The following is a 12636-nucleotide window of genomic DNA, read 5'->3' on the forward strand; positions in this document are numbered from 1 at the left end:
GAAAACTCGAGACAAAGGGGAAAGCAGGCGCAGGGCAGGCCCCGCGCCCGGTGTTCAGCGGCTGGCGCCCGCGCTCTGCTTGGCGGCGAGAATGGCGGTGTATTCGCCCGGGTCGATGCCGTTGAGGTAGTAGTTGCCCACGTGGTGCAGGCGCCAGCGGATCGGGTCGTGGGTGGTGTGCACCCGCGCATTGCGCCAGAAGCGGTCCAGGTTCCATTTGCTCAGCGAGGCGCTGGCCCCCAGCAGCGAGAAGATGTCGCTGGAGATCTTCAGCGAGGCGGCATCCGAGTGCGCCCGCGCGGTGGCTACCGAGAGAATCAGCTCGTCCTGCAGGGCCTTGTCGTCGGGGGCCAGCTCGTGCGCATCGAAGGTCCGTGCGGCATCGCGCAGCAGCGATTCGGCGGCGCGCAGGGCCACGGCGTATTCACCGATCTGGCGGATGATGTGCGGCTCTTCGCTGGCGCGCTCCACCTCGCTCTCCACCCACGGGCGCGCGTGCTGGTTGAGGTAGTCGATGCCGGCCTGCAGGGCGCCGGCGGCGATGCCGGTGTCGATGGCCGCGTGCAGTATCTGCGGGAAGGTCAGCCCGGTGCGCTTCATCGGGCCCTGGCGGCGCAGCACATAGCGCTCGTCCAGCTCGATGTTGTCGAACTGCACCGTGCCGCTCACCGAGTTGTTCTGGCCGAATGCGTCCCAGTCGTCGAGCAGGGTCAGGCCCGGCGTGTCGCGGTGCAGCAGCACCCCGGCGCCGCCGTCGTCGCTGGCGGCGGTCAGCGAGATCCATTCGGCCAGGTACGAGCCGGTGGAGTAGAATTTGCTGCCGTTGAGCACCAGCTTGCCGTCTTCGCGGCGCTCGATGCGGGTCTTGAGGGCGAACTTGTTCTTGCCGCCGACCTCGGCCAAGGCGTTGCCCAGGCGCTTGCCGGCCAGCAGGTCGGCGATCAGGCGCTCGCGCACTTCATCCGGGTAGCCGCTGAGCACACCGCGCAGCATCACGTTGTGAATCTGCAGCAGTTGCCCGACACCGCCGTCGGCGGCGGACACGATGCGCACGGTCTCGACGATGGTCTGTACCGAAGCGCCCAGCCCGCCGAACTGCGCGGGCACGCCGATGGCGGTCAGGCCGCTGTCGGACAGCAGCTGGGCCTGGCGACGCGGCAACTGGCGGTTGTTGTGCCGGTCGCGGGCCAGCTCGGCGATCTGGCCGGCGATTTCATGGGCGGCGGCGATGGCCTGGGCGGCGCTTTCCAGGCGGCGGGGCGGGGTACTCATGCGGGGGCTTCCTTGAATGAACAGGTTTCAGGCCCTTGAGCAGGTTCTGTGCCACACGCCGCAAAGCCTTGTGCCACAAGGACTGCGGCCAGGTACGGGCGGCGGGGTGCTGCTGGGGCAGCAGCGGGGCGCCGATTGTTGCTCTGGCAGCAGCAGGGCAGCTGCAACACTGCTGCCAGGCCAGCACCCGGTGTTCAACAGGTCTTTAAAAAGCCAACAAAAACAATGAGTTGGTGAGTTGGCACGGGCGCTGCAATGGCATGGCTACCTTCGCTTGATGGAACATGCCCATGTCAATCGCCGCTACCTTGCCGTTGCCTGCCGCACCGGCCCTCGAACAGATCTGGTTCACCCGCTGCCCGGTGCCGACCGCCTCCGGCATCGCCTACACCCTGGGCTGGCTGGGGGAGGAATTCGCCGCCGACGGCCTGCCGGTGGAGACCCTGCAAGAGGCCCGCCAGCTAGGCCATCACCACTACGATCACCAGTTGCCCGGGCTGTTTCGCGAGGGCGGCAACGTGCCGGCCCTGGCCGCCCGCGCCGCCGGTTCGCCCAGCCGCCTGATCGGCCTGACCTGGATCGAGGAATGGCAGACCGTCCTGGTACGCCCCGACTCCGGCATCCGCAGCGCCCGGGACCTCAAGGGCAAGCGCCTGGCGCTGCCGGCCTGGGGCGACAACCGCCCGGGCAGCATCGCCCGTGCCATGAGCCTGCATGGCTACAAGGGCGCGCTGAGCCTGGCCGGCCTGAGCTTCGACGATGTCGAACTGGTGGAAGTGGCGCTGCACAACCAGGACGACGCCCCCACCCCCGAGCAGGGCCTGCAGCGCCTGTGGTCGGGGCTGGACTACCTGGCCCGTGGCGAGGTCGACGCGGTGTACGTCAAGGGCGCCGCCGCTGCCGATGCAGCGCGCCGCCTGGGCCTGGTGGTGGGCATCGACCTGGACCAGATCAGCGACCCGCGTTACCGCATCAACAACGGCACGCCACGGCCGATCACCGTGCACCAGAGCCTGCTGGACAACCACTTCGAGCTGGTGGTGCGCTTCCTCGCGCAGACCCTGCGCGCCGCCGACTGGGCCAGCCACAACCGCGAGGCACTGCTGCGCATCCTGCAGGACGAGACCCGCGCCGGCGCCCAGGGCGTGGACGAAGCCTACCGTGGCGACTTCCACACCACCCTGGCCCCGGACCTCTCGGCCCAGCGCCTGGGCTACCTGGACATCCAGAAGACCTTCCTCAACCTGCATGGCTTTCTCGAAGCCGATTTCAACCTGGCCGACTGGGTCGACCCGCGTCCACTGCAAGCTGCCCATCAACTGCTGGCCCGGCGCGCCCGCGCCTGAACCAAGGAGTCCGCCATGACCGTACTGACCACCGAGCACCTGATCGACGCCGACCTCAAGGCCTTCATCGAGCAGGTGCTGCACGAGGCCGAACAGGCCTTCACCGTGTTCCGCGAAACCAACACCCTCACCGCCGCCGGCACCGTGGGCTTCATCGAGCGCGTACCGGGCCGCGAGCTGCTGGTGTCGGTCAACTACCCAGGCCCGTGGGACTACCGCAAGCCGCTGCAGGCCACGGTCAGCGACTTTGCCGGCAACCTGGTGCATGGCCAGGGCAAGGGCGGGCTGGGCCGCTACACCCGGCTGTTTCGCGAAGACGCCGGCATCACCACGGTGTCCCACGTGCACACCCCGTACCTGGGCGCCTGGGCGCAGACCCAGCGCAGCCTGCCGTTCCACTACGTGCCGGTGCAGCGCTACCAGCTGGCCCGCGAGCTGCCGGTGTACATCGACCGGCGCCAGGACGAGGTCGACTTCATTCTCGAGCGCCTGGCCGAGAACCCCTACACCCCGGCGATTCTCGAAGCCAACGGCGGTGCGACCGTGTGGGGGCGCCTGGGCCTGCGCGCCACTGCCGAATTCATCCTGCTGCTGGAGGAGGGCGCGCAACTGCAACTGCTGGCCGAGTCCATCGGCGGCTCGCGCCCCTACGGCCCCGGCGTGCTCACCCAGCAATGGAACATGAGCAAGCTGATCGACCGCGCCCACGCGCTGGGCCTGGTCCCGGCCATCGACCGCCCACGCGCCTGAGGAACCTGCCATGGCCATCAAGATCCTGTGGTACCTCACCAGCCCCGACGGCCCCTACCCGTGGGAGCCCCAGGGGCGCTGGAAAACCGATTTCGCCCACCTCAGGCAACTGGCGGTGGCCAGTGACCGCCTGGGGTTCTACGGCGCCCTGCTGGGTTCAAGCCCCAACGAGAGCCTGGCGGTGTCGGCGGCACTGATCGATGCCACCGAGCGCCTGCGCTTTCTGGTGGCGCAGCACCCGGGCGAGCTGTCGCCGGCGGTGCTGGCCAAGTGGGCGCTGACCTTCGACGAGTTCTCCAACGGCCGCCTGCTGTTCAACGTGGTCAATGGCAGCGACGCGGGCCTGGCCACCCTGGGTGTGCATTACCCGCACGATGAGCGCTACCAGTTCAGCCTGGAGTACTGGCGCGCCTTCCAGCGCATCTATGCCGGCGACACCGCCGGTTTCGACGGCCAATACGTGAAGCTCGCGCCACGCCCGGCTGCGGCGGCGCGCCATCCGCTGGGCGGCTGGCACCCGCCGCAGCGCCTGGCGGTACCCCTGTGGGGCGCCGGCACCTCGGACGTGGGCGTGGCGCATTCGGTGCAACTGCTGGACGTGTATCTGAGCTTTGCCGACACCCCGCCCCGGCTGGGCGACAAGTTCCGCCGCGTGGCCGCCGAAGCGGCGAAGATCGGCCGCGAACTGACCTACGGCACGCGCCTGCAGGTCATCGTGCGCGAGACCGAGGCCCAAGCCTGGGCGCATGCCGAGAAGCTGCTGCAACAGACCTCCCTGGCCACCGCCCGCGCCGCCATCGAGCGCCGCCTGCCGCCGGGCCAGACCCTGGACACCTTCCACAGCGACAACCCGCAGGTGCAGCGCAACGTGCAGAGCATCCGCGACGGGCGCCTGCCCACTGCGCGCGAGCTTGAGATCTACCCCAACGTGTGGACCGGCCCCAGCCTGTTCGGCTTCGACATCCTCGGCCCGTCGTCCGGCACCTACCTGGTGGGCAGTGCCGAGCAGGTGGCCGAGCGCATTCGCGAGTACCAGCAGCAGGGCACCTCGGCGTTCATTCTCTCGGGCTTTCCGCTGATCGATGAAGCGCACCGGGTGGCCGACCTGCTGTTCCCGCTGCTGGAACTGGACCACGGGTTCGAGATCCCGCGCCTGAGTGCGCGCACCGCTGTCGAGCCGGCCTAAGGAGCTGCCCATGCCTCATGAATTCTCGCGCCGGATCTTCCTCGGCAACAGCCTGGCCGTCGGTGGCGGCCTGTTGCTGGGCTCCAGCCTGCTGGGCGGCTGCGATGCCGGCGGGCCTGCCAGCAACGCGGCGGCCAGCGCACCCCCGGGCACCCCGGTGCACGGCGGGCGCCTGCGCGTCGGCATCATCGACGGCGACCAGGCCGGCAACCTGGATGCACACAAGCCTTCCGGTGGCGGGATCATTCGCGGCTGGGCGCTGTACAGCAAGTTCTGGGAATGGAACGACGACGTCAGCACGCGCCTGGGCCTGGCCGAATTTGCCGAGCCCAATGCCGATGCCAGCGCCTGGACCATTCGCATCAAGCCGGGGCTGGAGTTCCACCACGGCAAGAGCATCGGCGCCGACGACATGCTGTTCTCGATCCTGCGCCTGACCGACCCCAAACTTGCCTCGCCATTTGCCGGGCTGGTGGGCGCCATCGACCGCCAGGCGCTGCGCAAGCTCGACGAGCGCACCATCGAGATCCGCTTCAAGCAGGGCCGCAGCTTCTTCCCGCTGGACGAGACCCTGATTGCCTTCGGCGGCATCGTGCCCACCGACTACGACCCGGTCAGCAACCCGGTGGGCGCCGGCCCGTACCGGCTCAAACGTTTCGTGCCGGGCCAGCGTGCGCTGTTCAGCCGTTTCGAAAACTACTACAAGCCCAACCAGCCATATGCCGACGAGCTGGAGATCATCGAATTCAAGGACCAGGTATCGCGCGTAGCCGCCCTGCGTGCCGGGCAGATCGACATCGCCAGCGGCGTGCAGGCCGAGCACAGTGCCTTGCTCAAGGCCGACCCGCGCCTGCAACTGGTGGTGTCGCCCACCACCTCGTTCAGTGGCTTCAACCTCAACACCGCCAAGGCGCCGTTCCAGGACGAGCGGGTGCGCCAGGCCTTCCGCCTGCTGGCCGACCGCCAGGAGCTGGTGGGCCGTGGCCTCAACGGTTTCGGGCGCATCGCCAACGACCTGTATTCGCCAACCGACCCCACCTACAACCATGCCATCGCCCAGCGCCCCTTCGATCTGGACCAGGCCCGTTCGCTGCTGCGCCAGGCCGGGCAGACCGACCTGCGCATAGAGCTGACCACCACCGCCAACGAAATCAACGCTGCCCTGGTGTTCGCCCAGCAGGCGAAAAAGGCCGGGGTCCAGGTCAAGGTCACGCCGGTGGACGCCTCGGTATTCAACGGCCCGCAGAAGGAGCAGTGGCTGATGTCGCCCGGCTCGACACCGGCCCGCGGCTTTCTGGCCACCGGCCTGCACAACGATGCACCGCTGGCGATCTACAACCGCAGCAACTTCCGTGACGAGCGCTTCAGTGCGCTGTTCACCCAGGCCCTCGGCCAGCCGGATCTGGCGCAGCGCAAGCAACTGGTACACGAGGCGCAGGCCATTCAGCACCAGCGCGGCGGCCTGCTGATCTGGGGCTTCACCGACGTGCTGGACGCCGCCTCGAACAAGGTCGGCGGCCTGCACGGCGAACAGACCACCTTCGCCTCCTGGCGCTTTGACAGCCTGTGGTTGAACCATGCCTGAACCGTGCGCAACCTCTCATCGACTGCCGGCCTGGCTGCCCTGGTTCATCGGGCGCCTGGGCTACGGCCTGCTCACCGCCTGGGTCATCAGCCTGGTGGTGTTCATCGCCACCCAGGCGCTGCCCTCGGACCCGGCGCGGGTGATCCTGGGCCCCGACGCGCCGCTGGAGAGCATCCAGACCCTGCGCGAGCAACTGGGCCTGAACCGGCCGATCCTGCTGCAGTACCTGAGCTGGCTGGGGCAGGTGCTGCACGGCGACCTGGGCATCTCGCTGGATTCGAACCAACCGGTGGCCGGCATCATTCTCGCGCGCTTTGGCAATACCCTGGCGCTGCTGGGCGGCGTGCTGCTGGTGGTGGTGCCGCTGGCGTTGAGCATCGGCGTGAGCCTGGCGCTGCGGCGTGACAGCCGCCTGGACCGCTGGGCGCTGTCGGCGCTGATCTTTCTCAAGGCCACCCCGGGTTTTCTGCTGGCCATCGGGCTGGTGCTGCTGTTTTCCATGCCGCAGTTCAGCCTGCTGCCGGCGGTGTCGATCCTCGACCCGGACAAGCACCTGTGGCAGCAGCTGGAGTTTCTGCTGCTGCCGATCCTGGCCCTGAGCCTGTCGTCGCTGCCGTACCTGGCGCGGCTGGTACGCGCCTCGATGATCGAGGCGCTGGAATCCGACTACGTGAGTGCGGCGCGCCTGCGCGGGGTGCCCGAATGGCGCATCGTGTGGCGCCACACCTTGCCCAACGCGCTGGTGCCGGCAGTGCAGGGCGTGGCCCTGACCTTGCGCACCCTGATCGGCGGCGCGCTGCTGGCCGAGGTGATCTTCAGCTACCCCGGCATCGGCACCCAGCTCAACACCGCGATCCAGATGCGCGACCTGCCGCTGATCCAGGGCGTGGTGCTGGTGATCACCCTGGGCGTGGTGGCGATCAACCTGCTGGCCGATCTGCTCACCGTGCTGCTGACCCCCAGGCTGCGCACCGCGCGGCGGGTCACGCTGATCCAGCGCAACCGTCGCGGCATCCAGAGCTGGTGGCGCCGCCCGGCAGCCAAGGCCCCTTGAGAGGAAGAGAGCATGTTCAGTGCAAGTGTCTGGCGTGAGCCGCAAATTCGTCGGGGTGGGCTGGTGACCCTGGCCATCGTGCTGCTGGCGCTGCTGGGCCCGTGGCTGGCGCCGCATGCGCCTACCGACATGGTTGGCGGGGTGTACGGGCCGCCCAGCGGCGAGGCGCCGTTGGGGCATGATTTTCTGGGCCACGACGTGGTGTCGCGGTTGCTCGGTGGCGGTGTGTCGATCCTGTGGATGTCGCTGGCGGCCGCTGCCATTGCGCTGGTGCTGGGCACGGCGCTGGGGCTGCTGGCCGGTCTGTCGCGCCAGCGCCTGGACCAGGCCATCACCTGGCTGGCGGATGTGTGGCTGGCGTTTCCGGACCTGATCCTGGTGCTGCTGATCGTGTCGATGCTGGGGCGCGCGCCGTGGCTGATCGTGATGACCGTGGCGATTGCCTTTACCCCCGGCGTGATCCGCCTGGCGCGCGGCAGTGCGGTGGCGGTGGCCAGCCAGGAGTTCGTGGAGGCGGCGCAGATGATGGGCTTTTCGCGCACGCGGATTCTGCTTCGCGAGATCCTGCCCAACGTGCTCACGCCGCTGCTGGTGCACTTTGGCAACATGCTGACCTGGGGCGTGGGCATGTTGTCGGGCCTGAGCTTTCTGGGTTACGGCGTGGCGCCGCCGGCGGCGGACTGGGGGCTGATGATCAACGAGAACCAGGCCGGGCTGCTGGTGCAGCCGTGGGCGGTGCTGGCACCGGCGCTGCTGATCGGGGTGTTCGCCTACGGCACCAATATTCTGGCCGAGGGCATTGCCCGGCACAGTGCGGGAGAACGCAAATGAATGCGCATGCCTTGATGGCCTCTTCGCCGGCAACGCCGGCGCCTACAGGTTTTGCACCGTCTGTAGGAGCCGGCGTTGCCGGCGAAGCGTTGCGGGTCGAGAACCTGCGGGTCGAACTCGCCAGCGGCGCCGATATCATCGACCACATCCACTTCAGCCTGGCCCCCGGTGAAATCCTCGGCCTTGTCGGCGAGTCCGGCTCGGGCAAGACCACCCTGGCCACCGCGCTGCTGGCCCATGCCCGGCGCGGTGCGCAGATTGCCGGCGGGCGCATCGACATTGCCGGCGCCTCGCTGCTCGAGCTCAAGGGCGATGCCCTGCGCCGTGCCCGCGGCGGGCTGATCGGCTATGTTGCGCAAGACCCGGCCATGGCCCTCAACCCGGCGCTGCGCATCGGCAACCTGCTGCGCGAAACCCTGCTGGCCCACGAGCCGCAGCTTGCCCGCGCGGCCCAGGCCGACCGCCTGCAGCAGACCCTGGTGGACGTCGGCCTGCCCGGCGATCGCGAGTTTCTCAGGCGCTTCCCCCATCAACTGTCCGGCGGCCAGCAGCAACGGGTGATGCTGGCCCTGGCCTTCGTGCTGCGCCCGCGCCTGATCGTGCTCGACGAACCCACCACCGCCCTCGACGTCGGCACCCAGGCGCACATCCTGCAAACCCTGCGCAGGCTGTGCAAGGAGCAGGGGGTGGCAGCGGTGTACGTGTCCCACGACCTGGCCGTGATCAAGGACCTGGTCGACCGCGTGATGGTGATGTACGCCGGGCGCATCGTCGAGGTGGCGCAGCGCGAACGCCTGTTCGCGCGGCCCGCGCACCCGTACACCCTGGGCCTGCTGGCGGCGATTCCGGACGTGGCCCGCCAGCGCCCGTTGCAGGCGATTGCCGGCCATGCCCCGGCGCCCGGTCAGCGCCCGCAAGGCTGCGCCTTCGCCCCGCGGTGCGCGCGCCGCAGCGCTGCCTGCACCTCGCTGGAACCGTCGCTGAATGCGCTGGACAGCGCGCAGCAGGTCGCCTGCCTGCACCCGCAACTGACTGCTGTGGCTGCGCCGACGGTGGTGCCGGCAACGGTGCTCAGCTGCGCTGACACGCCACTGCTGAGCCTGCGCGACCTCAACCTGAGCTACGACCGCCAGGTGCTGTTCGACCTGTCGCTGGACCTGTACAAGGGCGAATGCCTGGCGGTGGTGGGCGAGTCGGGCTCGGGCAAGACCAGCCTGGCGCGCACCCTGGCGGGGCTGGGCGATACCGCACAGGCCGAGCTGACCTTCGACGGGCAGCCGCTGAGCCTGCTGGCGCGCCAGCGGCCCGCGGCCACGCGCCACCGTATCCAGTACATCTTCCAGAACCCGTACCGCGCCCTGAACCCGCGCCAGACCGTGGCGCAGTGCCTGCAAGCGCCCCTGGAGCACTTCTTCGGCCTCAAGGGCGCGGCCTGCCGGGCGCGTATCGACGCGGCGCTGGCACGGGTCGCGCTGCCCCCGGATGCAGCGCACAAATACCCGCATCATCTGTCGGGCGGCGAGCGCCAGCGCGTGGCGATTGCCCGCGCGCTGGTGTGCGAGCCTTCGGTGCTGATCTGCGACGAGGTGACCTCGGCCCTGGACGTGTCGGTGCAGGCGGCGATCCTGGCGCTGCTCAAGCAGTTGCAGGGCGAGGGCATGACCCTGCTGTTCGTCACCCACGACCTGGGCGTGGTGCGCGCCATCGCCGACCGCGTGGTGGTGGTCAGGGAAGGGCGGATTGTCGAGCAGGGGCCGGCGCAGGATGTGCTGGACCACCCCCAGGCGGCGTACACCCAGGGCTTGCTGGCGCACTCGCCACGGCTGGGCTGAGCGGGCGGCCGGCGTGCATCAGCGCATGCACCAGCAGGCCGGTCAGCAACCCCCAGAACGCGCCGCCGATACCCAGCAGGGTGACATTGGCGGCGGTGGCCAGAAAGGTGATCAGCGCGGTCTCGCGAGTACGCGCATCGCCCATCGCGCTGGCCAGGCTGCCACCGATGGCGCCCAGCAGGGCCAGCCCGGCGAGGGTGGTGACGAAGGTGCGCGGCAGCACCATGAACAGGCTGGCCAGGGTCACGCCGAAAACCCCCACGGTGACGTAGAACACCCCGCAGGCGATGCCGGCGAGGTAGCGCCTGGCCGGGTCGGGGTGCGCGTCCTTGCCGGTGCAGATGGCCGCGGTGATGGCGGCCACGTTGAACGCATGGGCGCCAAACGGCGCCATCAGCAGCGACCCCAGCCCGGTGACCGTGATGATCGGGTTGGCGCTGGTGGTGTAGCCGTCGTTGCGCAGCACCAGCATGCCCGGCATGTACTGCCCGGTGAGGGTGATGATGAACAGCGGCAGCGCCACGCCGAACAGCGCGCCAAGGCTGAACTGCGGGGTTTCGAATACCGGCAGCGCCATGCTCAGGTGCACGCCGTGCAGGTCCAGGCGCTGCTGGGCCAGCAGCATGGCCAGGCCCGCCACCAGCACCCCGACCACGGCAAAGCGCGAGGTGAAGCGGCGCAGCACGGCGTAGGTGAGCACCAGCACGATCACCAGCAGCGGGTCGGCGCTGGCCCCGCCGAAGGCGTTGACCCCGAACTGCAGCAGGATGCCTGCCAGCAGCCCGGCGGCGATGCCGGCCGGTATCCAGCGCACCAGCCGCTCGAACACCCCCGACAGCCCCAGCAGGATGAAGCCGATGGCGCACAGTACATAGGCGCCGATCACCTCGCCATAGGGTGTGAACGGCATGACCGTGGCCAGGAACGCCACGCCCGGGGTGGACCAGGCGGTGATGATCGGCGCGCGGTAGCGCCAGCTCAGCCAGGCCCCGGTCAGGCCCACGCCGATGCTCACCGACCACACCCACGAGGCGGTTTGCGCGGCGGTCAGGTTGCCCAGTTGCGCGGCCTGGAACACCAGCACGAAGGTGCCGCCATAGTTGACCATGACGCTGATCAGGGCGGCCAGGGTGGGTGAGACGAGGTCACGCGGGTGCAGGCGCGAAGCGGTTCGGTTCATGGGCAGGTCCTTGCGGGATGGGCTGGGGTGCCGAGCGTATCCGCGCCAGGGGTGGCCCGATCAGTCCACCTCGCTGGCCTGCGCCAGACCGCTGCGCACGCCGGGGCGCAGGGCCTTGGCCAGGCGTGCCACGGCACTGCCGATCTGGTGCGGGGTGAGCGCTGCGAAGCCCAGCAGCCAGCCGCCCTGTGCCGGCGGCGTGGCGTACAGGCGGCTGAGGCCGGGCAGGTGGATGCCCGCCCGCGCGGCCTGGCGGATCGTCTCGGCCTCGCTCCAGCCATGCTCCAGGCGGCACAGCATCTGCAGGCCGCCCGGTGGCAGCTGCGCGCTGGCGATGCCGCCCAGGTGCTGGTGCAGTGCCTCGGCCATGGCCTCGCGGCGCACGGCATACAGCGTGCGCATGGCGCGAATGTGCGCGGCGAAATGGCCGTCTTCGATAAACCGCGCCAGCGTCAACTGGGCCAGTTGCGGGGTGTGCCCGTCGAGCATGCTGCGCGCGTGGCTCATGGGCGCGACCAGGGCCGGCGGCAGCACCATGAAACCCATGCGCAGGCCGGGGTACAGCGACTTGGCGAAGGTGCCCAGGTAGATCGTGCGCTGCGCGTTGTCCAGGCCCTGCACGCAGGCGGTGGGCAGGCCGTCGTAGTGGAACTGGCTGTCGTAGTCGTCCTCGATGATCCAGCCGTTGCGCTCGGCGGCCCAGGCAATCAGGTCCAGGCGCCGTTCCAGGGCCAGGGTGACGCCGGTGGGGTACTGGTGCGACGGGGTGACGTAGACGGTGTTGGCGCCGCTGCGGTCGGCACGCAGCAGGTCGGTGCGCAGGCCGTGCTCATCCACGGCCACGGGCACCACCTGCAGCTGGGCCATCTCGAAGGCCTTGCGCGCGCCAAAGTAACCCGGGTCTTCGAGCAGGATCGGCCCGCCGGGGTCGGCCAGCACCTGCGCGCACAGGTACAGCGCCTGGCGCGCGCTGCTCAGCACCAGCACCTGGTCGGCGTGCACCCTGGCGCCGCGTTCCAGGTTCAGGTAGCGGGCGATGGCCTGGCGCAGCGGCGCGGCACCCAGCGGGTCGCCATGCAGCAGCACCTGGGCGCGGTAGTCCTTCTGGGCCTGGCGTTGCAGGCGGTCCCAGGTGTCGAGGGGGAAGTTGCGCGTCTCGGGCAGGCCGGTGGCGAAGGCCTTGACCTGCTGCTGGTCGCTGACCCCGCCGCTGGCCAGGATCGCCGCGCCACGGGCGCTGAGGCCGACGGTGGCAGGCGCGTGCTGCGGCGCGCCGGTGCGCGGGGGCCGTGCACCCAGCAGACGCGGCCCCAGGTGCTCGGCCACATAGCTGCCCGAGCCTGGGCGGCGGCAGATGCAGCCCTCCAGCTGCAGTTGCACATAGGCCATCTCCACGGTGTCGCGAGACAGTCCCAGGGAACTGGCCAGGGTGCGGGTGGCGGGCAGGCGGCAACCCGGCGGCAGTTCGCCGGCAAGAATGAGTTCGCGCAGGGCGCGCTGTACCCGCACGCGCAGCTCCAGCGGGGCCAGCTCGGCGGCGGCCAGGCGGATCTTCAGGGTGTCGAGTTGAAAACTGTGGGCCATGACGTCTGTGCAGTGA

Annotated in this window: 10 protein-coding genes; 7 read left to right on the forward strand and 3 right to left on the reverse strand. The window is 69.5% G+C overall.

Annotated features, from left to right (window positions below; genetic code table 11):
• Positions 1–54: 54 nt before the first annotated feature.
• Complete coding sequence (locus tag DN387_RS22195) at positions 55–1272, reverse strand: acyl-CoA dehydrogenase family protein (protein WP_054915368.1); 1218 nt, start codon at positions 1270–1272, stop codon at positions 55–57.
• A gap of 290 nt (positions 1273–1562) precedes the next feature.
• Here DN387_RS22195 and DN387_RS22200 point away from each other — a divergent pair, with 290 nt between their 5' ends.
• The 7 genes from DN387_RS22200 to DN387_RS22230 are packed head-to-tail and all read left to right on the forward strand — an operon-like array spanning position 1563 to position 9856.
• On the forward strand, positions 1563–2618 hold the full coding sequence (locus DN387_RS22200; RefSeq protein WP_054915367.1) for an ABC transporter substrate-binding protein: 1056 nt from the start codon (positions 1563–1565) through the stop codon (positions 2616–2618).
• 15 nt (positions 2619–2633) lie between these two features.
• Positions 2634–3368: a class II aldolase/adducin family protein gene (locus DN387_RS22205; protein ID WP_254506361.1), complete on the forward strand. Its 735-nt coding sequence runs from the start codon at positions 2634–2636 to the stop codon at positions 3366–3368.
• A 10-nt stretch (positions 3369–3378) separates the two neighbouring features.
• Complete coding sequence (locus tag DN387_RS22210) at positions 3379–4554, forward strand: LLM class flavin-dependent oxidoreductase (protein WP_054915365.1); 1176 nt, start codon at positions 3379–3381, stop codon at positions 4552–4554.
• A 10-nt stretch (positions 4555–4564) separates the two neighbouring features.
• The gene (locus DN387_RS22215; protein ID WP_054915364.1) at positions 4565–6139 is read left to right on the forward strand and encodes an ABC transporter substrate-binding protein; all 1575 of its coding nucleotides are present in this window, start codon (positions 4565–4567) and stop codon (positions 6137–6139) included.
• A complete protein-coding gene (locus DN387_RS22220; RefSeq protein ID WP_054915363.1) occupies positions 6132–7193 on the forward strand; it encodes an ABC transporter permease in 1062 nt (353 codons plus the stop codon). Before DN387_RS22215 ends, DN387_RS22220 begins: the two co-directional genes overlap by 8 nt.
• A 12-nt stretch (positions 7194–7205) precedes the next feature.
• Entirely contained in the window at positions 7206–8024 is an 819-nt protein-coding gene (locus tag DN387_RS22225; RefSeq protein ID WP_043860485.1) for an ABC transporter permease, read from the forward strand.
• A complete protein-coding gene (locus DN387_RS22230) occupies positions 8021–9856 on the forward strand; it encodes an ABC transporter ATP-binding protein (protein ID WP_082405744.1) in 1836 nt (611 codons plus the stop codon). Before DN387_RS22225 ends, DN387_RS22230 begins: the two co-directional genes overlap by 4 nt.
• Here DN387_RS22230 and DN387_RS22235 read toward each other — a convergent pair.
• Positions 9750–11036, reverse strand: a complete 1287-nt coding sequence (locus DN387_RS22235) for a benzoate/H(+) symporter BenE family transporter (RefSeq protein ID WP_081315127.1) — start codon at positions 11034–11036, stop codon at positions 9750–9752. The genes DN387_RS22230 and DN387_RS22235 overlap by 107 nt on opposite strands.
• Before the next feature lie 60 nt (positions 11037–11096).
• Positions 11097–12620, reverse strand: a complete 1524-nt coding sequence (locus DN387_RS22240; RefSeq protein ID WP_054915361.1) for a PLP-dependent aminotransferase family protein — start codon at positions 12618–12620, stop codon at positions 11097–11099.
• Positions 12621–12636: the final 16 nt, after the last annotated feature.

The sequence above is a fragment of the Pseudomonas sp. FBF18 genome, assembly GCF_024261405.1.
GTDB classification, from domain to species: Bacteria; Pseudomonadota; Gammaproteobacteria; order Pseudomonadales; family Pseudomonadaceae; genus Aquipseudomonas; species Aquipseudomonas palmensis.

Excerpts from the sequence above, each read along its gene's own strand:
- DN387_RS22230 (WP_082405744.1), top strand. The coding sequence starts at position 8,021 with ATGAATGCGCATGCCTTGATGGCCTCTTCGCCGGCAACGCCGGCGCCT.
- DN387_RS22240 (WP_054915361.1), bottom strand. The coding sequence starts at position 12,620 with ATGGCCCACAGTTTTCAACTCGACACCCTGAAGATCCGCCTGGCCGCC.
- DN387_RS22215 (WP_054915364.1), top strand. The coding sequence starts at position 4,565 with ATGCCTCATGAATTCTCGCGCCGGATCTTCCTCGGCAACAGCCTGGCC.
- DN387_RS22200 (WP_054915367.1), top strand. The coding sequence starts at position 1,563 with ATGTCAATCGCCGCTACCTTGCCGTTGCCTGCCGCACCGGCCCTCGAA.
- DN387_RS22195 (WP_054915368.1), bottom strand. The coding sequence starts at position 1,272 with ATGAGTACCCCGCCCCGCCGCCTGGAAAGCGCCGCCCAGGCCATCGCC.
- DN387_RS22210 (WP_054915365.1), top strand. The coding sequence starts at position 3,379 with ATGGCCATCAAGATCCTGTGGTACCTCACCAGCCCCGACGGCCCCTAC.
- DN387_RS22235 (WP_081315127.1), bottom strand. The coding sequence starts at position 11,036 with ATGAACCGAACCGCTTCGCGCCTGCACCCGCGTGACCTCGTCTCACCC.
- DN387_RS22220 (WP_054915363.1), top strand. The coding sequence starts at position 6,132 with ATGCCTGAACCGTGCGCAACCTCTCATCGACTGCCGGCCTGGCTGCCC.
- DN387_RS22225 (WP_043860485.1), top strand. The coding sequence starts at position 7,206 with ATGTTCAGTGCAAGTGTCTGGCGTGAGCCGCAAATTCGTCGGGGTGGG.
- DN387_RS22205 (WP_254506361.1), top strand. The coding sequence starts at position 2,634 with ATGACCGTACTGACCACCGAGCACCTGATCGACGCCGACCTCAAGGCC.